Annotated in this window: 33 protein-coding genes and 2 pseudogenes; 15 read left to right on the forward strand and 20 right to left on the reverse strand. The window is 23.3% G+C overall.

Annotation, left to right across the window (positions count from 1 at the left end):
- Positions 1 to 155 precede the first annotated feature (155 nt).
- The 8 genes from hprK to AACK89_RS06280 all read left to right on the forward strand — a co-directional run bounded on the left by hprK (position 156) and on the right by AACK89_RS06280 (position 7,601).
- Positions 156 to 1,103 carry an HPr(Ser) kinase/phosphatase gene (hprK, locus tag AACK89_RS06245; RefSeq protein ID WP_338978032.1) on the forward strand — a complete coding sequence of 316 codons (948 nt, stop codon included), beginning with the start codon at positions 156 to 158 and terminating at the stop codon, positions 1,101 to 1,103.
- 33 nt (positions 1,104 to 1,136) lie between these two features.
- Complete coding sequence (locus AACK89_RS06250; protein ID WP_338978034.1) at positions 1,137 to 2,339, forward strand: prolipoprotein diacylglyceryl transferase; 1,203 nt, start codon at positions 1,137 to 1,139, stop codon at positions 2,337 to 2,339.
- A complete protein-coding gene (gene trxB, locus AACK89_RS06255; protein WP_252319900.1) occupies positions 2,323 to 3,288 on the forward strand; it encodes a thioredoxin-disulfide reductase in 966 nt (321 codons plus the stop codon). The genes AACK89_RS06250 and trxB overlap by 17 nt, the downstream gene beginning before the upstream one ends.
- A 23-nt stretch (positions 3,289 to 3,311) precedes the next feature.
- Positions 3,312 to 4,259, forward strand: a complete 948-nt coding sequence (gene whiA / locus AACK89_RS06260) for a DNA-binding protein WhiA (protein ID WP_338978036.1) — start codon at positions 3,312 to 3,314, stop codon at positions 4,257 to 4,259.
- A 33-nt stretch (positions 4,260 to 4,292) separates the two neighbouring features.
- Positions 4,293 to 4,589, forward strand: a complete 297-nt coding sequence (locus AACK89_RS06265) for a helix-turn-helix domain-containing protein (RefSeq protein ID WP_252319896.1) — start codon at positions 4,293 to 4,295, stop codon at positions 4,587 to 4,589.
- Between the two features lie 237 nt (positions 4,590 to 4,826).
- The gene (locus AACK89_RS06270; RefSeq protein WP_338975348.1) at positions 4,827 to 5,285 is read left to right on the forward strand and encodes a hypothetical protein; all 459 of its coding nucleotides are present in this window, start codon (positions 4,827 to 4,829) and stop codon (positions 5,283 to 5,285) included.
- Between the two features lie 8 nt (positions 5,286 to 5,293).
- Complete coding sequence (gene tyrS / locus AACK89_RS06275) at positions 5,294 to 6,910, forward strand: tyrosine--tRNA ligase (RefSeq protein ID WP_338978038.1); 1,617 nt, start codon at positions 5,294 to 5,296, stop codon at positions 6,908 to 6,910.
- 16 nt (positions 6,911 to 6,926) lie between these two features.
- The gene (locus AACK89_RS06280) at positions 6,927 to 7,601 is read left to right on the forward strand and encodes a hypothetical protein (protein ID WP_338978041.1); all 675 of its coding nucleotides are present in this window, start codon (positions 6,927 to 6,929) and stop codon (positions 7,599 to 7,601) included.
- A gap of 20 nt (positions 7,602 to 7,621) precedes the next feature.
- Here AACK89_RS06280 and AACK89_RS06285 read toward each other — a convergent pair.
- A pseudogene (locus AACK89_RS06285) lies at positions 7,622 to 8,722 on the reverse strand (IS3 family transposase).
- A gap of 118 nt (positions 8,723 to 8,840) precedes the next feature.
- Between AACK89_RS06285 and AACK89_RS06290 the strand changes: the two are divergent.
- From AACK89_RS06290 to AACK89_RS06300, 3 genes are all read left to right on the forward strand, one after another.
- Positions 8,841 to 9,224, forward strand: coding sequence for a hypothetical protein (locus tag AACK89_RS06290; protein WP_338978042.1), 384 nt, complete (start codon positions 8,841 to 8,843; stop codon positions 9,222 to 9,224).
- A 115-nt stretch (positions 9,225 to 9,339) separates the two neighbouring features.
- The gene (locus AACK89_RS06295) at positions 9,340 to 10,014 is read left to right on the forward strand and encodes a hypothetical protein (RefSeq protein ID WP_338978044.1); all 675 of its coding nucleotides are present in this window, start codon (positions 9,340 to 9,342) and stop codon (positions 10,012 to 10,014) included.
- A gap of 150 nt (positions 10,015 to 10,164) precedes the next feature.
- Positions 10,165 to 10,590: a hypothetical protein gene (locus tag AACK89_RS06300; RefSeq protein ID WP_338978046.1), complete on the forward strand. Its 426-nt coding sequence runs from the start codon at positions 10,165 to 10,167 to the stop codon at positions 10,588 to 10,590.
- A gap of 1 nt (position 10,591) precedes the next feature.
- Here AACK89_RS06300 and AACK89_RS06305 read toward each other — a convergent pair whose 3' ends face one another.
- A complete protein-coding gene (locus AACK89_RS06305; protein WP_338978049.1) occupies positions 10,592 to 11,713 on the reverse strand; it encodes an Mbov_0401 family ICE element transposase-like protein in 1,122 nt (373 codons plus the stop codon).
- Positions 11,714 to 12,014: 301 nt separating this feature from the next.
- Here AACK89_RS06305 and AACK89_RS06310 point away from each other — a divergent pair, with 301 nt between their 5' ends.
- Both AACK89_RS06310 and AACK89_RS06315 read left to right on the forward strand, forming a co-directional pair.
- A complete protein-coding gene (locus AACK89_RS06310; RefSeq protein WP_338978051.1) occupies positions 12,015 to 12,407 on the forward strand; it encodes a hypothetical protein in 393 nt (130 codons plus the stop codon).
- 107 nt (positions 12,408 to 12,514) lie between these two features.
- Positions 12,515 to 12,760: a hypothetical protein gene (locus AACK89_RS06315; protein WP_338978054.1), complete on the forward strand. Its 246-nt coding sequence runs from the start codon at positions 12,515 to 12,517 to the stop codon at positions 12,758 to 12,760.
- A 289-nt stretch (positions 12,761 to 13,049) separates the two neighbouring features.
- Here the strand turns inward: AACK89_RS06315 and AACK89_RS06320 are convergent.
- Positions 13,050 to 13,634 (reverse strand): annotated as a pseudogene (locus AACK89_RS06320) (IS256 family transposase); the annotation flags it as partial.
- Positions 13,635 to 13,712: 78 nt separating this feature from the next.
- Between AACK89_RS06320 and AACK89_RS06325 the strand changes: the two are divergent.
- Positions 13,713 to 14,833, forward strand: a protein-coding gene (locus tag AACK89_RS06325; RefSeq protein ID WP_338977698.1) for an IS3 family transposase whose coding sequence is annotated in 2 segments (ribosomal slippage) — positions 13,713 to 13,956 and positions 13,956 to 14,833 — 1,122 coding nt in all. Because the reading frame shifts where the segments join, the coding sequence is not laid out codon by codon here.
- A gap of 2 nt (positions 14,834 to 14,835) precedes the next feature.
- On the opposite strand, the gene AACK89_RS06330 is transcribed toward AACK89_RS06325, so the two are convergent.
- The 13 genes from AACK89_RS06330 to AACK89_RS06390 form a co-directional block, all read right to left on the reverse strand.
- A complete protein-coding gene (locus AACK89_RS06330; protein ID WP_338978057.1) occupies positions 14,836 to 15,558 on the reverse strand; it encodes a hypothetical protein in 723 nt (240 codons plus the stop codon).
- Positions 15,559 to 15,576: 18 nt separating this feature from the next.
- On the reverse strand, positions 15,577 to 15,954 hold the full coding sequence (locus AACK89_RS06335) for a hypothetical protein (protein WP_338978059.1): 378 nt from the start codon (positions 15,952 to 15,954) through the stop codon (positions 15,577 to 15,579).
- Positions 15,955 to 15,971: 17 nt separating this feature from the next.
- Complete coding sequence (locus tag AACK89_RS06340) at positions 15,972 to 16,157, reverse strand: hypothetical protein (protein WP_281748210.1); 186 nt, start codon at positions 16,155 to 16,157, stop codon at positions 15,972 to 15,974.
- A 1-nt stretch (position 16,158) separates the two neighbouring features.
- Entirely contained in the window at positions 16,159 to 16,347 is a 189-nt protein-coding gene (locus AACK89_RS06345; RefSeq protein ID WP_174481134.1) for a hypothetical protein, read from the reverse strand.
- Between the two features lie 34 nt (positions 16,348 to 16,381).
- The gene (locus AACK89_RS06350; protein WP_338978061.1) at positions 16,382 to 16,540 is read right to left on the reverse strand and encodes a hypothetical protein; all 159 of its coding nucleotides are present in this window, start codon (positions 16,538 to 16,540) and stop codon (positions 16,382 to 16,384) included.
- 16 nt (positions 16,541 to 16,556) lie between these two features.
- Positions 16,557 to 17,384, reverse strand: a complete 828-nt coding sequence (locus tag AACK89_RS06355) for a hypothetical protein (protein ID WP_338978063.1) — start codon at positions 17,382 to 17,384, stop codon at positions 16,557 to 16,559.
- Between the two features lie 11 nt (positions 17,385 to 17,395).
- Entirely contained in the window at positions 17,396 to 17,632 is a 237-nt protein-coding gene (locus tag AACK89_RS06360; RefSeq protein WP_174480108.1) for a hypothetical protein, read from the reverse strand.
- Positions 17,632 to 17,937, reverse strand: coding sequence for a hypothetical protein (locus tag AACK89_RS06365; RefSeq protein ID WP_338978067.1), 306 nt, complete (start codon positions 17,935 to 17,937; stop codon positions 17,632 to 17,634). Before AACK89_RS06365 ends, AACK89_RS06360 begins: the two co-directional genes overlap by 1 nt.
- A gap of 137 nt (positions 17,938 to 18,074) precedes the next feature.
- Positions 18,075 to 18,233 carry a hypothetical protein gene (locus tag AACK89_RS06370; protein ID WP_174480528.1) on the reverse strand — a complete coding sequence of 53 codons (159 nt, stop codon included), beginning with the start codon at positions 18,231 to 18,233 and terminating at the stop codon, positions 18,075 to 18,077.
- 102 nt (positions 18,234 to 18,335) lie between these two features.
- Complete coding sequence (locus AACK89_RS06375; protein ID WP_338978070.1) at positions 18,336 to 18,530, reverse strand: hypothetical protein; 195 nt, start codon at positions 18,528 to 18,530, stop codon at positions 18,336 to 18,338.
- Positions 18,520 to 18,957 carry a hypothetical protein gene (locus tag AACK89_RS06380; RefSeq protein ID WP_338977849.1) on the reverse strand — a complete coding sequence of 146 codons (438 nt, stop codon included), beginning with the start codon at positions 18,955 to 18,957 and terminating at the stop codon, positions 18,520 to 18,522. The genes AACK89_RS06375 and AACK89_RS06380 overlap by 11 nt, the downstream gene beginning before the upstream one ends.
- Positions 18,958 to 18,965: 8 nt before the next feature.
- On the reverse strand, positions 18,966 to 19,169 hold the full coding sequence (locus tag AACK89_RS06385) for a hypothetical protein (RefSeq protein ID WP_338978073.1): 204 nt from the start codon (positions 19,167 to 19,169) through the stop codon (positions 18,966 to 18,968).
- A gap of 134 nt (positions 19,170 to 19,303) precedes the next feature.
- Entirely contained in the window at positions 19,304 to 19,822 is a 519-nt protein-coding gene (locus AACK89_RS06390) for a hypothetical protein (RefSeq protein WP_338978076.1), read from the reverse strand.
- 813 nt (positions 19,823 to 20,635) lie between these two features.
- Here AACK89_RS06390 and AACK89_RS06395 point away from each other — a divergent pair.
- Positions 20,636 to 20,878 carry a hypothetical protein gene (locus AACK89_RS06395; protein WP_338978079.1) on the forward strand — a complete coding sequence of 81 codons (243 nt, stop codon included), beginning with the start codon at positions 20,636 to 20,638 and terminating at the stop codon, positions 20,876 to 20,878.
- 64 nt (positions 20,879 to 20,942) lie between these two features.
- Here AACK89_RS06395 and AACK89_RS06400 read toward each other — a convergent pair whose 3' ends face one another.
- The 4 genes from AACK89_RS06400 to AACK89_RS06415 form a co-directional block, all read right to left on the reverse strand.
- The gene (locus tag AACK89_RS06400; protein ID WP_338978081.1) at positions 20,943 to 21,284 is read right to left on the reverse strand and encodes a hypothetical protein; all 342 of its coding nucleotides are present in this window, start codon (positions 21,282 to 21,284) and stop codon (positions 20,943 to 20,945) included.
- A gap of 233 nt (positions 21,285 to 21,517) precedes the next feature.
- Positions 21,518 to 22,129, reverse strand: coding sequence for a 30S ribosomal protein S4 (gene rpsD / locus AACK89_RS06405; protein ID WP_338978084.1), 612 nt, complete (start codon positions 22,127 to 22,129; stop codon positions 21,518 to 21,520).
- 327 nt (positions 22,130 to 22,456) lie between these two features.
- Positions 22,457 to 23,194 carry a BspA family leucine-rich repeat surface protein gene (locus tag AACK89_RS06410; RefSeq protein WP_338978085.1) on the reverse strand — a complete coding sequence of 246 codons (738 nt, stop codon included), beginning with the start codon at positions 23,192 to 23,194 and terminating at the stop codon, positions 22,457 to 22,459.
- A gap of 328 nt (positions 23,195 to 23,522) precedes the next feature.
- The gene (locus AACK89_RS06415; protein ID WP_338958979.1) at positions 23,523 to 23,699 is read right to left on the reverse strand and encodes a hypothetical protein; all 177 of its coding nucleotides are present in this window, start codon (positions 23,697 to 23,699) and stop codon (positions 23,523 to 23,525) included.
- Positions 23,700 to 23,882 lie beyond the last annotated feature (183 nt).

Here is a 23,882-nt window from a genome sequence, read left to right on the forward strand (position 1 = left end):
AATTTTTTATTATATTATTCAATAGTTTTTTTAATGTTTTTAGAAACTTATGTATATTTTTGTTAATAATAAACTTTCTGTTGATATATTATATATAATTATATTATGTTTAAAATTAATCAAAAATTTTAATTATAAAAGGCAGGAAATTAAGTATGGAAAACCTTAGTGTTGGCGAAATAGTAACAAAATTTAATTTAACAATTTTATATATTAATCCCAAAATTCCAATTGAAAAAAGAATTATTACTAATATTGGTACTAATCGTGGTGGTTTAGAGTTAACAGGATTTAAAACTAAACAAATCTCACGTAGTCGTCGTATAATTTTATTAAGCAGTAAAGAAAGCGAATATATTTCCTCTTTACCAAAAACAGAATTTAAGAACCATTTTAGTAATATTTTAGAAGATCATATTCCTGCTATTTTTGTAACACCTAATTTTAAATTTAAAAAAGAATTATGTGACTGTGCTAAATCAATTAATTCAACAGTTCCAATTATTGAAGTATTATTTTTTACTTCTGAATTTGCAGCAACAGTTTCTACGTATATTGTTGAACGTTTATCTGAATCTAAACGTTTACATGGTACTTTAGTAAATATTTTTGGTTATGGTGTCCTAATTACAGGTGAAAGTGGTATTGGTAAATCAGAAACAACATTAGATTTATTACGTAATGGGCACTTATTTGTTGGTGATGATAGTATTGATATTTTAAAAGTCAATAATAAAATTGTAGGAAAAGTTAATCCGATTATTAAAAATTTAATTGAAATTAGAGGAATAGGTATCCTAGATATTACCAAAATGTATGGATATCATGTTATAATGCATGAGAGTCAAGTAAATTTAATTATTAATTTAATTAGAATTGAAAATGATGGTTGAACTAAAGTTGATCGACTTGGTGATCATAATAACTTTGATGTTTTTTTTGAAATTAAAGTGCCTAAAATAATTATTCCTGTTAGTCCAGGAAGAAATTTAGCTGATTTAATTGAAGCAGCAGTTATTAGTTTAAAATTAAAAGATGAAGATCAAGACGCTACTGCTAGTTTTCAAAAACAAATAATTAGAAATTTAACAAAAAAGAAATAATTTAATTATTAAATTATCAAAAAGGAAAAAAATATGATTAATGATGATGGATACAATAGTTTAATTACCGATATTCCGGGAACGGGAATTCATATTTATTCGGTATTAATGGCAGTAGGGTTTTTAACTGCTGTCATTGCTTCATGAATAAAATTATATCGTCGTAATATTCCAACTAAAACTTTAGAATGAGGAACATTAGTTATTGCATTAGCAGGATTAATAGGAGCAAGAGCATGATATGTTCTTAATAATACTAGCACAATTGAAAATGCACTTGATGTAGTTGCCGTTTGAAGAGGTGGTATGGCAATTGAAGGAGGCGTTACAGTTGGAATGATAGTAGGATTCTTTATTTTTTATCGTACTTCAAAGCAGTTACAAATTTCAATGTGAGTTTTTATTGATTGTATTGTTCCAAATATTTTATTAGGTCAAGCAATTGGTAGATGAGGTAATTTTTTTAATCAAGAATTACTAGGAACTGATGTTGGTCATCCTTTCAGTTGATTACCAACATGAATAAATAATCATTTACATTATGGTTTTAATAGTGATAAACCAGATCCTGTTGCTGTTTATCGTCAACCTTTATTTTTATATGAGTCATTATCTTCATTATTTGGTTGATTCTTTTTAACGTTTTTTGTACCAAAAACAGGACAAATATTTAGTAAAAAACCATGAAAATTAGATTCTTCGCAATTTATTTCGCCTTTAAAGACTAATCCAATTGTTGTAAAAGATTTTTTAAAACCTTGAACAGTTATTAAAAAAATTCATGGATATCGTAAATTTAAATATGAAAGTTGAAAACAAGCATATTTTGATTTTACACCCAATAAGAATAGTGTTAAAAGTGTTGAAAAAATACCTTGAAAAGATGTTAAAAAACATTCAAAAGTTAAATCAAAGATAAAAAAATGATATTTAAAGATTAAATATAATATGCAACCACATTCTAAATCTTTAAATACTATGTATAATCCTAATAATTATCGAGTAACATATGCAGGAGTATCAGGTAGTTTATACTTTGTCTTTTATGGTATTATTAGAATGATTTTAGAACCACTTCGTGATAATAGAGACATTATGAAAATAGCCAATGTTTCAACTTCAATGATAGTTTCTGGAATATGAATTATTTTAGGTGTTATTTTAGTAATATTTGCACAAATTATTGCACCATCAAGATTTCGTAAAGGAGAATGATTATATGAAAAATCATACTAATAAAGAAAATAAATATGATTATGATTTAGTAGTTATTGGTGGTGGTCCAGCAGGAATGACAGCTGCTATTTATGCACAAAGAGCAAATCTTAAAACTGTGATTATTGAAAAATATATTGTTGGTGGAAAAATGATTAAAACTTCTGAAATTGAAAATTATCCAGGTTATGATTATATTTTAGGGCCTGAATTATCAGAAAAAATGCAAAAGCAAGTTGAGAAACTACAAGTTGAATTTGTTACTGATGAAGTTATTAAAATTACAGATAGTGAAAATCATAAAATTAAAACAGTCCTTTTAAGTAGTGGTGATGTTCTTATTGCTAAAGGAGTAATTATAGCTACTGGTTCATTAGAACGTAAAATTGGTGTTCCTGGTGAAGAGGAATATGCTAATCGTGGTGTTTCTTATTGTGCTGTTTGTGATGGTGCTTTATTTAAGAATAAAATTATTAGTGTAGTTGGCGGTGGTTATGCTGCTTGTGAAGAATCTTTATATTTAACAAGATTTACTAATAAAGTTAATCTTATTCATCGTCGTGATCAATTTCGTGCTGATGATAAAACCGTTAATAAAGTTAAAAATAATGAAAATATTAATTTAATAACTGATCATGTTGTATTAAAAGTATTAGGTACTGAGGATAAGAAAAAAGTAGGTAAATTAGAAATTCAAAATATTAAGACTAAGGAAATTAGTGAAATTACTACTGATGCCTTATTTCCTTATATTGGTTCTGATCCTGTTACAAAATTTGTTAAAGATTTAGATATTTGCGATAGCAATGGTTATATTATAGTTAATGATAAGTGTCAAACTAAAATCCCGGGATTATATGCAGCTGGTGATGTAATTGCTAAAAATTTAAGACAAATAGTAACTGCTGTTAATGATGGAGCGATTGCAGCACAATATTTAATAAATTTTATTGATAATTTTAATGAATAAAGTGTACAATTGAGGTGATAGTAATGATATCATTTACAATAAGTGTAAAAGATGAAATCTGTCAAAAAAGTTTTAAAAATTGTTGTCAGAAATCTTTGCTATCAGCATATTCGCTTATTAATGGTAAGATTACAAATTCAGATAAAATAAATAATGAGATTATTATTCATAGTTTTCATAACAAAACCACTAGGTTAATATATAAATTTTTAAAAAATCAATATAAAGACGTAAAATTGATAGTTATGGTGGATGTTTTAAATAAATTTGAGCGTCCAAAGGTGTATAATATTCGTATTAATAATAAAATTGATTTTATTATTAATGATTTAATGCTTCAAGATAAATATCTTTTTATTGAGAAAGAAGCTATGCACCAGCATATAATAAAAGAGCATTGTATAAGAGCGTATATCGCAGGAATCTTCCTTGTAGTTGGCAGTATCAATTCTCCTTCAACACCTAACTACCATTTGGAATTACAATTTCATAATGATATGTTGGCTAAAAAAATTAAAAATATTTTATTACAAACTTTTAAATTAAACTTTAAAACAATAAAACGTCGTAATAAAACGGTGCTTTATCTAAAAAAATCTAATGTAATTTCTGACTTTTTAAAAATAATTGATTGTCCACAAGCAGTTTTCGCTTTTGAAGATAAACGCATTTCACGAGAATTATTTAATAATATTAATCGTTTTAATAATATTGATATTTCTAATCAACAAAAAATTTTAAATGCTGGAGACCAGCAAGTTATAATGATTTCTGTTTTAAAAGATAAAAAACTTTTCAAAGCGTTGTCATTAAAAGCTCAAATTATTTCAAATTTAAGATTAAAAAATCCTGAAGCATCACTTTCAGAATTGGGTGAACTTTACTATCAAGAAACTGGTTTTGTCATTACTAAGTCTGGGGTTAATCATTTAATTCGCGAAATTAAGAAAAAGTATCAAGAAACATTGTAAGTTAATAATAAAAGTATAAGAGGAGGCCATACAATGAAAAAGAAAGAAATTTTAAGCAAAGGTCGTCAAGATTTATTGAATGCTTTTGGAAAACGAATGAAAACTTTACGTAATCAAAAAGGTAGAAAATTTTCACAAGAGAAACTTGGAGAAGCAAGCGGCCTACATCGTAATTATATTTCTGATGCTGAAAGAGGAACAAGAAACGTATCTTTAGTTGCAATCTTAAAAATAATTAATGGGTTGGATTCATCTATTAGTGAGTTTTTTGCTGTAGGGTTTGATAATATTGATACTTCAAATTTATATGACACATTTAGTGTTGAATAAAATCAATTTAATACACTTTTAGTAGTACTTGATAAACAAGTACTACTTTTTTATTATTTTATTTTTTATTAAAAATAAATTTGAGAAAAGTTATTAGTACTTTTTATAAAATTAATTGATATTCACTAGTAATTATTTTATCTTAATGAAGATTATGAAATTTATTCACCTTATATTAGGAATAATTAATCATTAAAATGTTATAATTTAATTATTGATTATCATTAAGGAGTTATTATGACAATAGAAAATACAGAAGTTGAAATTGAAAATGTTACTACTAATGTTGATAACGCTAAAAAAGAACCTTATCAATTAAGTAGTATTATTTCACCTATATTTGGTCTTAATCATCAAAAAATAACTACGATTCCAATTAATATTAAAAAATCCGATAGCAGTTCTAGCACTATTGAGCAATATGTTGATAAAAAAACTAAAGAAAATATTTTTCGTGAAAAAGAAGTAGCGTATAATAATTCTAGTAATCTTGATAATACTAGAATTGCACAAATTAAAAAAAATAGAGAACAACAACAAATATATGATAGTTTACCATCGCGCTATCTAGAATTTCGCGATAAAATATTTAAAGAAACTACATCTATTAATTACAATAATGCAAGTAATAATAACGATACAGTTATTACAACTATTGATTTGTTAGTTGATGATATTTTAGATGAAAATAAATAGGAGATGCTATGAATAATATAATAAAATCCAATATTATTGACGAATTAAAATGACGTAATATCTTAAAAGATATTAGTAGCATAGATAAAGTAATTAATGCAGGAAAATTAGGAAAAGGAATATATTGTGGTTTTGATCCAAGTAATGATTCATTACATTTAGGTAATTTACTACAAATTATTTTATTGCATCGTTTTGCTATATTTGGTTTTCAACCAATTGCTGTTATTGGTGGTACAACGGCAATGATCGGTGATCCAAGTGGTAAAAATAAAGAACGTAATTTATTAGATGAAAATGTGTTACAAACTAATGTTAGAAAAATAAAAGAGCAGTTAGTGACATTATTAAGTTATGAAAATATTGATAATTTAACATCATTAGAATTAATTAAAACATGTAATTTATTAAATGATAAAGAATATGAAACATTAGAAATGATTATTAAAAGTATTAATCCAAATAATCAATATCAACAGACTTTAAGTAGTATTTTAAAAACATTGCCCTTACCTTGAGAAGAATTAGAATTATCAGCATCATTATTAAAAACTTTATATGAAATTTGTAATTTTGATCAAAAGTGAGTTACTATGAAAAGTGATTTAAATAATCTTTCTTTTAAACAATTGTTAAATTATTGTGATAGTTATGTAGAAACTTGAATTACATTTTTAAAATTACCATTGGGAACATTAAACAATAAAATTAAGCCAATTAAAATTATTAATAATCAAACATGATTAGGTCCACTAACAATTACAACTTTTTTGCGTGATATTGGTAAGCATTTTAATGTTAATCAAATGTTAGGCAAAGAAATGATTGCTAATCGTTTAAATTCTGGAATTTCTTATACTGAATTTTCTTATATGGTATTACAAGCGTATGATTTTTATCATTTATATGAAAAAGAGCAATGTTATATTCAATCTGGTGGTAGTGATCAATGAGGAAATATTACTGCCGGTTTAGATTTAATTAGAAAACAAAAAGGTGATGAACATCATGCTGCTGGTATTACTATTAATTTATTAACTAAATCTAATGGTGAAAAATTTGGTAAAAGCGAAAAAGGTGCTATATTTTTAAATAGTGAAAAAACTTCACCTTATGAGTTATATCAATTTTTATTTAATCAAGAAGATAAAGATTTGCCTACTTTTTTTAATTCTTTAACTTTATTTAGTGAAGAACAAATAGCAAAAATTTTAGTAATTCATAATAGTGATGTTAAGCAACATTATGGACAAAAGATTTTAGCAGCTTTATTAACAGTATTTATTCATAAATTAAATGGATATTTTAGTGCTATTAATATTACTAATGCTTTTTTCCACGATCGGATTCATCAAATGAAATCATCTGAGATTTTACAGGTTTTAAAAGATGTACCACATTTTAATCTTAATCATAATGAACAAATAATTGATTTTTTAGTTAATAATCAAATTTGTAATTCAAAAAGAATAGCAAGAGAACTAATTATGCAAGGTTCAATTGTTGTTAATGGTGAAAGAATTACCAATATAAATTTTCTTATTAGTAAAAAAAACGCAATTAATAATCAAGTAACAGTTATAAAAAAAGGTAAGCGTCATTATTTTATAGTTGTTCATAAATAAGGAAGGGTATTTAAATATGATATTTATTAATGTTTCTCCATTATTATGGGATATTATTATTTTTGCTATTATTATTTTTGGTATTGTTACTGGTTTTTTTATTGGGGGAAGAGCATTAATATTTATTAGTGCTGGTAATTTACTTAGTATTGGTTTAATGTTGGCATTTAAACCAATGTTAATAAATTCTTTTAAAAATATGGTATCACCATGGTTTAGTGACCTTAGTGGTAGTTTTGCTTCATTTAAGAATTTATTAACTGATAATATTGGATTTTTGATATATGCTATTGTTTGAATTATTGGCATTAATATTTTATTTTGAATAATCTATATTATTTTATATTTTGTACTTTTCAATAAAAATAAAATTGAACACAAAGCAATAAATGCTACAGCTGGAATTTTAATTAATTTTATTAGAATGAGTATTTTAGGTAGTATCGTAATTATTATGATGGGTACTAGTGTTTTCGGTAATAAATCATTAAGTTATGGTGTTATTAAAAATGAAATACCGACAACTTCTGTTACTCATAAAATATTTACTAGTATTGATAATAATCTTCCTTTTTTAAATGTTAATGTAGCAGACATTAACAATGTTATTGATTTATATCAAAATAGTGAAACGTTAAAACAAAGTATAAATGAATTAAAAAATAATACATGGAATGGCAACCCTTTTTAGGACTATTTTTTGGTAGACATTTATTTTTGATAATTAACTGGAGTTAAGTAGTTTAAAGTGCTGTGAATTCTTATGTTGTTATATCAGTTGATGTAATCAAATAATTCTAATTTTAATTGGATTAATGATGTAAAATTTTTATCATTAATAAATTCAATTTTGAAAGTTTTAAAAGTTGCTTCAGCAACAGCGTTATCATAAGGACAACCTTTTTTGCTTAAAGAGCGATTAATATTGAATGCTAGTAAAAGTTTATCAATAATTTTATTATTAAATTCATTACCGCGATCACTATGAAATATTTGAATATCTTTTAAACAACGATTTGAGTGCATAAATGCTTGATGTACTAATGATGCATCTTTTTTAGTACCTACACTATGTCCAATAATTTCGCGGTTAAATAGGTCAATTAATAGGCAAATATAGTTTCATTTACCCATTAACTTGAACATAAGTTAAATCACTAACAATAACTTCATTTTTAAGCCTATTATTAAAGTTTCTATTAACGATATTGGTTATTTGACTATCGTTGACTTTATTATGATGATTTTTGAATGATAATTTAGTGTATTTTGATATTAAATTATGTTTATTCATAATTTCTTTAATTTTTCTGCGTGACAAATAAATATTCTTTTCTTTTAGAACAACTTTTAATCTTCTTGTTCCATAAACTTCTTTATTTTCTTTAAAAGCACTAATAACAGCTTCATCATAAATATTATTTTGTTTTTTTTCTTTTTCCTTTAAATTAAAATAATATGTTGATTTAGAAAGTTTTAAAAAACGACACATTGTGCGAATTTTATATTTAACTTTATTTTTAGCAATAATTTCTATTTTCTGCCTATTATTAGTGCTGCTTGCTTTAAAATATCATTTTCCATTCGTAACTGTTTTAATTCTTTTCTTAATTTAATTAATTCATTTTCTTCAATAGAACGATTATCTTTAGTTTTAAAACTGCCTGAATTAGTAAATTGCTTAATTCAATTATAAGTAGCTGCTCTTGTAACATTGTACTCTTTAGCAAGACAAGACACTGACTTACCGCTTTGATATAAAGCTACTATTTGTTTTTTAAATTCATCGGTATATGAGTTAATATTGGCCATAATTATAGTTCCTTTCTTTTAACTAATTTGTTCACTTGTCTACGTAATTAGTGTCCAATAAAGTGTAACCTATCCAACAACTTATGAGGAATGTTACAGTACTGTTGAAAAGTTAAAAATGATAGGTATATTAAGAGTAGATGAAACTGATAAAATTGCTAATGCTCTAAAAGAGATGGAATCAACAGGTGATATCATTGCTAATAAAAAAATAATTATAGATCTCTTGCAACAACATGGAGTTGATAATTTTTTAGATGTTAATTATATGGTATCAGTTTTTAATGCTTATGCTAATATACTTAATTTATATTCGGAAGTAGTACAAATATTCGATGATAATTTAAAAGATATGCCAATAATAGATACTACACTTCCACAAAATATGGGTCGTTATAATCTTTTAAAGCCTAAAATTTCTGCTTTTACTAATTCAATTAAAGATGTAATAGTGAGAGAACATATTATTCAAAATTTAAAGAATATTTATAATCCGTTTTAAAAAAAATATGATATTATTACTTAGTAATTTAATAAATGTTCTTTCCTAATATAGATATTTTCTATATTAGGATTTTTATTAAGTTAATTTTAATAAGCAAAGGAAGATAAAGAATATGTTAGATGATTTATTAAGAAAAACATTAGAAAACACACCTAAAGAATATAAGAAAAATATGATTGATAATTTCAGAATAAATATAGGTAAATTAATTAATAATATTAATGACTATATAGAAGTTGAAGAGAAAATTTATAATGCAGAAAGTAAAGCAGGATATTCTGTTTCCTATACTCCTTTTTATATGTCACTTCAACATCGAATTAATATCCAACTATTAAAAGAAAAAGAAATAGTAAATGCTCTTAATAATGTTGATGAATTAGAAAAGTTTAAAAAATTAGAAGAAATATATAAAGAATTAGTTACTAGAAAAGAAGAAATTGAAGCACCAAATTCAAGATGAAAAAACGCTAATAAATATAAAGAACCTAATAATCCTGATTTGCAAACAAGAATTAATCAAATTTTAGAAAATGGTCCAAATGCAAAAGAAGAAAGTATCAACGAAAATATTAATATTATCATTAATTATTTAAAAGTTGAAGAGAAAATTTATAATGCAGAAAAAAATGCAGGTTATATTATTGCTGGTACTCCTTTTTATATGTCGACTTATAGTGATATTACTAAGCTAATTTCTGCAGCATCAACGGCTATTAAAGATGAAGATGAAAGTAGAAAAAAAGGGAGATTGTCAAAAATCCGGAATAAATTAATTCATATATAGTCTTATTATATTTCAGACAAGAAATAATTTGGATTTTTATGAAATTGTACTTAAATAATATAATTTTTTTAAATTTATTGCAACTAAAATACTTATAATTAAGTTTGTTAAATGTTAAACTTATGAAATAATGTTAAGGAGAATTTAAAGATGAAAATTAAAACACTGAAAAAATTACAGTTAATAACTGTATTACTATTTATTTTAAGCATTTTAACTTTAATTATAGGATTAATATTAATAGATTTTAGTCACTTTAATCTTTTTTATTTTGATAAAAATTTAAATTGTATTAATGGATTTAAAATGTTAAAACATTTTCAATTAAGTTTTATCATAGAGCATTCTGCAAAATATTTTTATAATCTTGGAACTCATCATATTAAAGAGAATTATTATGAATGAACTGAATTACGAAGTGGAATTTTTTTGGTTTTAATTTTAGTTCCAATTTTATTTTTTATAACTATGTTATTTACTTTTTTCATTATTGGTTTAAAAATAAAAATAAAAAATAATAATTTTTGAGATGCTATTCAAAATTGCGAAATAATCAATAATTACTATATTCATTAAATTATGTTTCTAAATTTATTTTGTTACATTTAAAAATAACCATTTTAATGTAAATACTAATATTATATGTTCTATTACCAAGCATTTCTTTTAAAAAATGTCAAATATTAGTTTCAGTAAAGCAACCTATATTTCACTTTGCACCTTGATTTTCAATACCTTGTTTATTATTTTTAAAATACTGTTTTTTTAATTTTTTATGATTATCTAATTCTTTATATAAATAGTTAATTAATTCATCATATTGACCATTATTAATTAAATTTTTACAGTGATTATATTCTTCTAAATATTTTTCTTTATTTCCAGCCATTATTCCAAGATATAATGTTCTAATTAAATGAAATTTATCTAAAACAAACTGTGCACCTAAATAATCAGCAACTTCTTTAATTCATCCTGCACTATCACCACAAATAATAATTTTTGCTTGTTCAATATTTTCATAAAATTTTTGACAATGTTCTTTAACAAATTCAGCAGTTTTTTTAACTCCAATTGGAGTTCTTGTTTTTCTTATAATTGCTTTTACTCTTTTATTTTGTACTTTATGATTAATATTATCTGTATATGTTACTATTAATCTCATAGAGTGTTTTGTACCTTTACGTTTAAAATCTCAAAATTTTCGATGTCCATCATCAATTGCTACAAAAATAGGTTGATTTTTTTCCAATTTTACTTTTACTGGATTTGCTTCATTTATTTCTAAATTTTTAAAAACTCTATGAACGCTACTAACACTAATACCTGCCTTTTTACAAATCGCACAAATATCACGATATCTTTTTCCATCAGCAAAATTTTCAATAATAGTATCTTCGATATCTTCACTAATTCTTTTATATTTTGGAAGTTCCATTTTTTCATCAACTAAACAAACACGAACTAATTTTTGTAATTTTTCATCAAAATATTCATAAATTCTTCTTTTATAAGTTACTAATCCATACATTGTTTTTCTTGTTCGATATTGAAAATCAACAATTTTATATTTCTTTTTATCTCTTGTATTTTTTATTCTTCAATCTCACTTTTCTCATTTCTTTGTTATATGTTCTAAAATTAATTTATCAATTTTAGGATATTGTTCTTTATAAGTTCATTTGTAATTAAAATTCACATTTACTTCTCCTAACTATTTTAAAAAAATCTAAATTTATTGTAAATATTTTTAAAAATTAATTTACTTGTTTATTATATACATATATAAGTGTAATTTAAAATTAAATCAAAAATATTTAAAAAACCACTTTCATATTTAAAATATAATAAATAATTTCAATATCATTAATAGTATAGGTATCACAAAATAAACGCCTTTAATTTAGGCGTTATTTTGCATTTAAAAGCATACTTGTAAAAATAATCAAAAATAGTACAATTTATAAGTAAAATTAAGAATTTAAGGAAAGAAGAAAAAAATGTGAAATGAAGATGATGAAAAAATATGTGATTGATGTAATCATTTAGTATATAATTACGATAAATTTCAAAAATATTATTTTTGTAGTAGTTGTTTTAAAAATGCTGTAGCAGAAGTAAAATTACAAAAATTAGAGAAAAAAGGATTAACTTTTAAATTTAAATATGAAAGAAATAACTATTTAAAAATGTTAAAAAAAGAAACACCAAAATATACTGACCAAGTATGATTAAAAAAAGTTGGAAAAAATTGTTATATATGTAAAAAAAGATATTTACCAATTGAAGTTATAAGTTTATCAGACAACGTTAATATATGTGAAGAAAAATGTGAAAATAAAAAAATATCAAAAGAATTATTTGATGAAATAATTACAAAAGCCAAAAAATAGAACAAAGATGAAATAGACCAACTATATAATAAATTATTAAAAGGTGCTGATGAATTCTTGGAAAGATTTACAAAAAAAATAACAAAATAAAAAAGGAGAAGTTTATTATGAAAACATGAATAAAAACAAATTTAAGTAAAATAACATTAGCATTAGCACTAACTGGTGCTGTAAGTGGAGTAACTGGTTTAATAATTGGTTCACTAGCACAAAATAAAACAAATAATCTGACTTATTTTTTAAATCATGACCATATAGCAGTATGAGGAAATACAACTATATGAAAACATGAATTTGAAGGGGGGGGATTAATTTATATTTTTCTGTTAAAAAAGCAGGAGATAATGATATAAAATGAGATGGTATTTATCCTAAAAATTATTTTTCAAATTAAACTTCTAAATTAATATAAGAAACATTTTCATTATACTTATCAAATAAATTAATATTAGTTAAATTTATTTCTTGCTTATCAGTTATTAAAATTAATTCATAATTACCTGCACCAAATATTCCGCTGATTTCAATCCGATTTAAGTTATTAATCGGATTTTCAATTTTTAATTCAAATTCACTATTATTATCAATTTGTGAAATTTCGAGGCTTTTTAATAATCTGTGTATCTTTGTTTTACAAAGTTACTAATTTAGATTAATTCTGTCTTCAAATTTTATCATAAAATGAGCAATTGCTGTATTTCAATTTTGAATAGGCAATGTTCATTTTTTTGTTATATTTTCAATTGCCAAGTAAAATATTTTGAAAACTGCCATATCATTAGGAAAAACTTTTTTATTTCTGATGATTTTTCGTAATTGACTATTAACAGATTCAATAGCATTTGTAGTATAAATCACTCTTTTGATTTCTACTGGATAACTAATAAAAACCATTAAATTATCTCAATTTTTATATCAAGATTTAGTAATTTGAGGATATTGTTTATTTCATTTACTTTCAAACGATTCTAAAGCTTGCATTGCTTGTTCTTCACTACATGCACTATAAATTGGTTTTAAATCTGCAACTAGACCTTTTCGATGTTTGTATGAAACATATTTTAAACTATTTCTAATTTGATGAACAATGCATAATTGATGTTCTGTTTTAGGATAAACTGATTGTATTGCTTCTGACATGCCTGTTAAATTATCACTACAAGCAATAAGAATATCATTTAAGCCACGATTTTTCATTTCTGTGAAATTAGATAATCAAAACTTAGAACTGGATGGGTTACACTTTATTGGACACTAATTACGTAGACAAGTGAACAAATTAGTGAAAAGAAAGGAACTATAATTATGGCCAATATTAACTCATATTCAGATGAATTTAAAAAACAAATAGTAGCTTTATATCAAAGTGGTAAGTCAGTGTCTTGTCTTGCTAAAGAGTACAATGTTACAAGAGCAGCTACTTATAATTGAATTAAGCAATTTACTAATTCAGGCAGTTTTAAAACTAAAGATAATCGTTCTGTTGAAGAAAATGAATTAATTAAATTAAGAAAAGAATTAAAACAGTTACGAATGGAAAATGACATTTTAAAGCAAGCAGCACTAATAATAGGCAGAAAATAGAAATTATTGCTAAAAATAAAGTTAAATATAAAATTCGTAAAATGTGTCGTTTTTTAAAAATTTCTAAATCAACATATTATTTTAATTTAAATAAAAAAGAAGATAAAATTAAAAATAATATGTATGATGAAGCTGTTATTAGTGCTTTTAAAGAAAATAAAGAAGTTTATGGAACAAGAAGATTAAAAGTTGTTCTAGAAAATAAAGGAATTTATTTATCAAGACGAAAAATTAAAAAAATTATGAATAAACATAATTTAATATCAAAATACACTAAATTATCATTCAAAAATCATAATAACAGAGTTAATAATAGTCAAGTAACAAATCTTGTTAATAGAAATTTTAATAATAGGGTTAAAAATGAAGTTATTGTCAGTGATTTAACTTATGTTCAAGTTAATGGCAAATGAAACTATATTTGCCTATTAATAGACTTATTTAACCGCGAAATTATTGGACATAGTGTTGGATTTAAAAAAGATGCATCATTAGTATATCAAGCATTTATGCAATCAAATCGCTGTTTAAAAAATATACAAATATTTCATAGTGATCGCGGTAATGAATTTAATAATAAAATTATTAATAATCTTTTATTAGCATTCAACATTAATCGTTCTTTAAGCAAAAAAGGTTGTCCTTATGACAATGCTGTTGCTGAAGCAACTTTCAAAACTTTTAAGACCGAATTTATCAATGATAAAAATTTTACATCATTAATCCAATTAAAATTAGAATTATTTGATTATATCAATTGATACAACAACATAAGAATCCACAGCACTTTAAACTACTTAACCCCCATTAAATATCAAACACAAATGTCCACCAAAAAATAGTCCTAAAAAGGGTTGCCATTCCAAAAAGACATAATTTTAGTTTCATTATTATCAGTAAATGTCATATAATCATCCATTACAATTTGAGATAGTACACCTTTAATATATAAATCATTTCCATTTAATCTTAATTGTTGAGCAATCTGATTATCAGTAATTAATCCTTTATTATTAGCTAAATAAACAATACTATCATAAAGATTATTAGTAATAAAAAAACGACAATTATTACTATTTCTTAATTGAAATAAAGTATTTCAAGCATCTAACATTGATTTTAAATATCCTACTGGTGTTTTATCAGTAATGTCTATTTTAGTTGCATATTTTGCAATTACATTTGTATCATTATTTGCTAAATAATCTGCTAAGTCATTAGCAACTTCATATTGCATTGTATTTAATAAATTTTGTCCATTTTCAGCATTTAAATCAACATTAGCAATTATTTGACCTGCAACTGCTTCTTCTTTAATTTCTTTTAAAATTTTAATAATTTCAGCATAACTAACATCTAATCCTTTGCTTTTATCATTTCATTTTAATACTTTAATTTCTGAATTTTTTGGTTTTTTAACTATAAATTCAATTTTTGTTGAATTAACCATTTCGATAGGAAAAAAACTTGCTCATGGTGAATTTGATTGTTTATAAAATTCTATAAACTCTGGTGCTTCTACTAATTTTTCGGTATTATCTAAATTTTTATTAAATTGTATTGCCATTTTTTGATCTCCTTTCTGTTATAAATTATTATTTTTTTTATAATCCAATAATGTACTTTTTATTGAATTTGGTTGATTTGTTATTATTGTTTGTGGTTTACCACCTGTATTAATTGTTTCTTTAAATATTGGTTGTTCTTTAATCATTTTTTTAATAGTTTCTTCAATTTTTGAATTTTCTAGATTATTTGTTTTAAATTTTAAGTAATCATAAAATTCAGTTTTAACTTGATATTTTTTAAATATATTCATCATTTCTTTTTGTTTAATTTCTTGATTAAGTTTATTTAACTTATTTTTTGCTTCATTAACTTTATTTTCTATTTCTTGTGAAGAAGCATTATTTTCAGTTAAAAGTTCAGTTGTTTGTTTAACATTATTTTCATTTTCTAACATTTAACATTCTCCTAATCTTATCCTAATAATCAATCTTTAACTAATTGTGGCATTTCACTTATTAATTTTTTATAATCATTAACTGCATTTTCTAATGTATCAATATCAGAAAATTTAAAACAATTATCAATATGCAAATCAAAATCTCTATCAATACTAATATCTTGTTTTCTATATTTTTCATTAAATTCAATTTTTGTCATATTATTTTTCTCCTTTATTAATTTTTTCATTTAATTTTGCTAATTTTTTTTGATGTTTTATAATTTTGTTATTTGCTCTAACATGTTTTGGAGTTGTGATAAATCTTTTTAATAAAACAATAATTTCTCTGCAAATTAATGTTCCAACACTTGTTCCAATAATTATTAATTCATGTAAAAATTCTTTCATCTCAATATTTTCCTTTCAATTATTTATTTTTTAATTATTCATCAAATTGACCACCATTAATTCTTTCAATCATCGATTTTGAATTACTTATAATGCTTACTAATAAGGCAATTTCTTTATTTAATTGTTCCATTCTCTCTTTATATGTCTGAATTTCATTATTATAATATTCAATTATTTTTTCTTTATTCATAAATTATTCACCTCCTTTATAAACTCATGTGATTATAATCTCAATTTAATGAAGCATTATCATGATTTAATGGCACTTCGCTCATATTATCACTACCATAATATTGACTTGCAGTTTCACTATTAATAGTAAATCTATTATCATTAATTAATCTTGTAGCTTCATTTGTAAATGGTGTTTCTTGCATTTCTTGATTATGATGTGTAGTTTCAATAGGTAATAAATTATGGATTATTTCACTTGCACCAGCAATTATGGTAGGTACTGCATAAGCATTATTAAAATCATTATTAATACCCATTGCTACACCACTAGAAATTAAACAACCACCAGTAGCCATATTACAAATCTTTCTTATTGTTTCAAATCTATTAGGAATTAATTCAGTTAATCCACTGATAAGATTTGATATACCATAAGCATTTAAACTAATATAAGTATCTCAATCCATTAATGACTGATTTTCTTGTTTATTTAATAGTAATCATGGAGGACCTTCTGTTGTAGTTGTAGTAGTTATTGGAGTTGGTGTTGTTGGAATAATAGGAGTAATATTATTTTCACTTCATTTACTATAATTTGCTAATCCAATTGTTCCTAAACCTAATAATATTTTTTTAGAACTATTAATTAATTTAGTTTTAGTATTTGGTCTTTGATTTAAATTTCAAATATCTAAACCTAATTTTTTACCAAATAATAAAGTATTAATTGAACCTAATACTGGATTTACAATTACTTGACCATAATAAGCACTTGTACCAATCATTGCACAAATTGGACTTATTCCAGTTCTAATTAATTTAATTAAAGTATAATTTGATTGATTTTCTATATTTGGCATTTTATTCTCCTTTAATTTTCTAATTTTTTAATTGTTACTTTAATTCAACCTTGATAAACATCATTATCACCAACTATTAATGCAACATTACTTTCTGGGTCCGAAACAATTATGTGTTTGGATTTAACATTTGGGTATTGTCTTAAAATAATTGCTCTAATATCATTACTTGTATGAATTGCTTTTGGAAATGGTGATAATATTTCAATTTCATCTTTATTTTCAAACAAAGTAGGTAATATTATCATTAGTCAAATTCTCCATTTTCAATTCTTTCTTTTAAAGAAAAGACATATTCTGTATAAGTTCTATGTGGATTTTTATCATTTATAATTTCATCGATATCTAAAATTAATTTTTCTTTATATTCATTAATATATTTTTGGGCAATTTTTCTTCTTATATTTTCAACTTTTATCATATGTTTATCACAAAAATATCTTACTTGAACATTATCTTTATCTAATTTTGTTGGTAAATTATTACAATTTGTTATATATTTACCAAGTTCATTAACTTCATTAAAACAACATGGTATATTTTCTTTATTCATTATCAATGTCTCCTAAATTTCTTCAACTTCTTCTATTTCATTTATTAACTGATTCTAATCAACAACTATTACAGGTATTGGATAAAAAGTTTTCTTTTACTTTATTGCACATAGAACATTTATCTTCATATTTCATATTATTTCTCCTTATTTTCAATTTGATTAGCAATTTCACTTAATATTTTTAATACTTTATATTCATTTTTTAATTCTTTACTAATAAATATTAAAAATATTATTAGTGTTATGCTTGTTATTAATATTGGTACTATTAATAAAATTTTTCATAATATCATTTTTTACTCTTTTCATTTTTTAAATCATTTAACATTTATTGAACAAAATGCACGATTTTTAGGAATATTTAAAGTATTAAAGATTTGACCAGTTACTATAATTTAATCGTTTTTGTTTAATAAAATACATCGGTTATAAAGTTTTGGATTGTTAAAAATTAAAGTAACATAGTTTAATCCATTTCATTGTCCACGAACACTATAATATAATCCTTTATTACCTTTTTCGTAATATTTTGCTTCAATACTGTTACTGAGTTTTACTGTTAATTTGACATAATTGGCTTTATCTTTCATTTTTATAATTCCTTAAATAATATTGAATGTGTTTATATGCATCTTGTTCATGTTTTGTTAATTTTATATTTCCTTTATAATTTTCTATTTTAGTTTTATTTTTTGGTTCACTTCCTAAATAATCTCAATTCATAACATCTTCTACTAATACCATTAATGTACCAATAGTTTTAGGAGTTGCTAATGGATTAGTTAATAATTGTTTTGAATTTAAAAAGAAATTTTCGACAATAACTAATATTTTTTTATTATCAGAATGTTTTTTAATTAATAAAAAGTATTTTTTATACAAATTTTTACTTTCTAAAACTGTTTTAGTTTTAAATGTTTCATTAAAAATAATATTATTGGTTTCATTTGAATATATAACAATTCCATTATTACCAATACCAGCGGGGTCAATACCAATAATTAAGTCATATTGCATTAATTAAGTTAACCTCTAATAACTGTTTTAATAATTTCTAAATCACAATTACATCAATAATATTTACATTCTTCAATAAATTCTTTATGACCACAAACTAAATTATCTTTTTTTAAATCATCAATCAGTTTAATTAGTCCTATTTTAAATTCAATATCATCACTGTCTGGTATGCGAATCGTTCCTCTTTTAGTTAAATATTCTTTATCCATATTTATACCTCCTACTTAACCTAATATTTAAAATACAGTCATAACAAATCGCTTTACTATTTTTATCTCTTAAAAAATATTTTCTTGTTTTTATATCATTAGTATTAAAAAATAAATAATCTAATTTATTTTGTTTACATGTTCAACAAAAATACTTTTTCATTATGAGTTGAAATTTCCTTATAAGAAGTAACTATATAATTAATTGGTAAATCATCATGTTTATATTGATTATTTATTTTAAAACCTTTTCTGTTTTCTTCTCACGTAATGTTATATTTAAAACAAGGATTAGTAATTTTTGTTTTGTTATCTGTTATTTCACCCATAAATCAACTATTATGCTGTTCATAAAATGTTAATGGTTCAAGTTTTATATCATTAAGATAATATTCTTTTGGAGCAGTTGGTTTATTAACAGTTATTTTCTGTTCAGAAATATATGGTTCTAATAATTTTGTTAATTCATCACCATTTAATTCTCTTTTAATATTTTCAGAATTAAAAACTCAATATGTGTAATTATTATCAACAATAAAAGAATTATTTTTAATCATTCATTTTGGAAGTGATAATTTATATTCAACATAATCAATAAGAATAGATTGTGGTTTATCTTTAACAATTTGTTCTTTTTTAAATTCTATTTGCATAATAATCCTTTCCTAATATGTTCTGTTGCTTCTAGCATAAAGAACATATATTTTGATTTTTAGATTATTAATAATACTACTATTCGTTTTATTAATTCCAGCAATTCTGGGCTCAAAAATAAATTGTGAAATTTTAAAAAACATTGAGGCATTCGATTCAATATTTATTTAATTTGTGTTAAACAAATTAATATTTTAATTGAACCGGCCCCGCTCAATTTTTTTTACAAGTTTGAAATTTATTTTCTCGCCCAAAAAAATTTTTCAAAAAAAAATAAAAAATAAAACCAACACTTGCTCACTGGGGAGTGGCAAGGTTGGTTAAATAAAGAATAGAATTAATACAATAGGTCCCTATAACAGGTCTATATATACTAGTTTCCAATTCGCTCCCACCCCAAGAATTACCATTAATGGTTAGTATATTTTATTAGGTATCACTCCACTTATTATTTATCCATGCAAGTCCACATGCTCTGGCTACTATTTTTAACAACTGTGTTGTAGTTCACTTTTTTAGTTTCCTAACACGTGTTTATAATAGCGTTAAAGACGGTTATTAAAAATTTTAAAATTTTACAATTACAAAAAAAATACAAGATTATTTCTTGTCTTTTTCCTTAATAAGTTTGAGAATAATTTTTTTTAAATGTATATTTTTTAAAATACGTCGAATATAAATTTAAATTTAAGGGTTAAAGAGAGTAATTTTGTCTAATTTTCATTATTTTTCAAATAATTCATTTTTGGAAATAAGTTACTAATATAATAATTAATTATTTCGTAAATTTGACAACCGCCCGTAGAAAAATTATGAAATTAAGAAATATAGAGAAAAGTATATTAGAAATAAGAAATAGAATTGAAGAAAATAATTCTGGCATTTGGAAAAACGCTAATAAATATAAAGAACCTAATAATCCTGATTTGCAAACAAGAATTAATCAAATTTTAGAAAATGGTCCAATAAGACAACAAAATTTTATCGATGCAGCAAATCAAGAACATATTCCTAATAATAGTAGTGGTTCAAATAGTTTTCTTAATGCTATATAATATGAACTTATATTAAGATCATTATTTATAGAGAACATGTAAAAGTTACCCTTTGGGGTAACTTTTACAATATTTTATTTTTTATTAAATCAATAGTATTTTCTACTTGTTTATTATTAATTTCTTTTTTGTCTTTTATCTTAATAAATCGATGAGTACTAACGATTAAAAAACCTATATAAATTAAATAAGATATCGTTAGTACTGATATTAGTAAAATATTGTCATAATAATTTTTAGTAAAAAATGAAAATACGCTACTAAAAATTAAAGGAATTATAGCTATTCATAAAATTAAATATTTCTTTTTATTTTTATTAATTCCTAATCAACCAATAGCTGTTATGATAACAGCTATTACAAAAGTAATACTAACTATTTTTTCAGAAATTTCATTTTTAATCATTTTTATTTTTCCTTTCCTCATCTCTAATTAACATTATATCATTTAATTTAATTGACATAGTAGTAGGAGAAAAATTAATTGTTAGTTTTGTTTAAGGAAATTGATTGATAGATAATTAATTTATATTTTATTTTTTCAAAAACAAAAAAATGATAAATGCTTTTATTGACATTTACCATCTAAAAAATAAATCTGTTATCAATTGATAACAGATTTTAAATTAATTATTAATTTTAAGCACGTCCATATGATTCAACAACTAATGCTTCATTAATATCAGTATTTAGTTCGTCACGTAGTGGATGACGTACATATGTACCAATAAATGTTTTTTTATTGAATTCAATAAATGGTAATGTTGAAGCATTAGCGCTTAATGCTTCAATAATTTTTGCATTTTTTTGTGCTTTTTCAGTAATAGTAATTTTATCTCCTATTTTAACACGATATGAAGGAATATTAACTTTTTTACCATTAACTAAAACATGACCATGATTTACTAATTGACGAGTACCTTTTCTTGTTAAAGATAAACCTAAACGAAAAACAATATTATCTAATCTTGATTCTAAGAATACCAACAAGTTAGTACCAGTAACACCATGAGTTTTTTTTGATTCATCAAATAAATTTTTCATTTGACGAGCATTTAAACCATAAGTGAAACGAATTTTTTGTTTTTCTTGTAATTGTAATCCATAGTTAGAAAGTTTAATTCTTTTTTGACCGTGTTGTCCAGGAGCGAATGTTCGCTTTTTTCCTTTTGCAAATTCTTTACCAGATTCAAGAATTGAGAAGTTTAATCTTCTTGATTTTCTAAAAACTGGACCAGTATATCTTGACATAATAAAAACCTCCTTGGAATGTATACAAACACAAAGAGACTTTAATAAGTTCTCATTAAGATAGTTTACAATTCGCCAGAACAGCACTGGTTACTATTAAGATTAATAGAAAATTCTACTAATAAAAAGAATAATCTTTGAGGGTAAACTATTTGCAACTTAATAATACTTATTTGCTGCTTTCGTGAATGCTTGTTAATTATAGGATAAGTAATGTTATTTGTCAAATATTATTTTTACAATTAAATATCATTAAATTTTAGTTATTATTTTTTTTAAAAAATAATTTAAATTTATATAATAAAATTTAGGATTTAACTTAAAAAGTTAGTTATTGAATTTTGGCATTTTTTTGATATCAGTTACTCCTGAATTCCAGAAAAAATCAATATATTCTATTACTTTTTCTACTTTTCAAACCGAAAGATCTTGATTAAATTTTTTTGCATCATAGAACATAAAATTCATATCTTTTACATTAGAAGTATTTCAATCTGAAAGATCTTGATTAAATTTTTCGGCACCAGCAAACATACTACGCATGTCTATTACTTTTTCTACATTTCATTTTGAAAGATCTTTATCAAATTCAAGATCATTACAAAACATGTAACTCATATCTGTTACTTTAGAAGTATTTCAGTTTGAAAGATCTTGATTGAATTTTGAAGCACCACCAAACATATTATGCATAGTTGTTACATTTGAAACATTTCATTTTGAAATATTTTGATTGAATGATTGTGTAAGAGAAAACATTGATGTCATATTTGTCACTTTTGAAGTGTCTCAGTTTGAAATGTCTTGGTTGAATTTTGAGGTACCAGAAAACATTTCTTGCAATGATGTTATTTCTGATGGTAGTTTGTCAGGTACTTTTTCAATTAATCTTGGCATTTTAACAACTTGAATTTCTCCAATTTTATTTTCATAAAATCCAATTTGAACAATTTCAGTAGTTTTTATATCTGATAAGTCTATTTTACTAGTTGTTTGCTCTTCTCCATTACTATCAACGTAAATTGTATTTTGTAGTATTTTATATGTTTTTAATAATGTTCTCATTAATAAACCCCCCCTTTTTATTACTTTTAATATTTTTTAGATAAATATAATTGATAGACTTATTATTTTAAACTTATATTTATGAATTTATATAGTTTTTTATTATTATCTTAAGATTTATTTAAAAATATTTACTTTTAATTTATAATAATATTTTTATTTAAGTTCATAATTATGATATTAAAGATAAGCAATATAGTTTTGATAAATCTTAATTAAAGTTTATATGTGAAAAAATTAATATACAATAAAAAATATTTAATGTTAATTATTATGAGTAAACTTGATTAAAATTTTTTAATTATTTATTTTTAATACCATTTTTTATTTATTGACTAAAAACACCCATACTATCATTTTTATCTCATGAACCAATTCTATTTGTAACAAGCCTTATTCCTTGATCTTCTGGTAGTCTTTTAAAAAAATTATTTATTTCTTGAAAATGATCAATAATAACTTTTATTGTTGTATAAATATCATCTTGACTTATACTACCACCCAATCCAGTATCGTCTTCTTTTGCAAATTTATTGATAATTTTAAAAAATAATTGTTTAAAATTTTCTTGTTTTTCAGTATTATAGATATTTTGGATATGTAAAAAGTTATCATAACTAATTTTTACTTTTATTCAATCATGTGCAGCAGGACGATAATCTACTTCAGATAGATTTTTATTATTAAA

The organism is Spiroplasma endosymbiont of Panzeria rudis, from assembly GCF_964019705.1.
GTDB lineage: Bacteria > Bacillota_I > Bacilli_A > Mycoplasmatales > VBWQ01 > Spiroplasma_E > Spiroplasma_E ixodetis_A.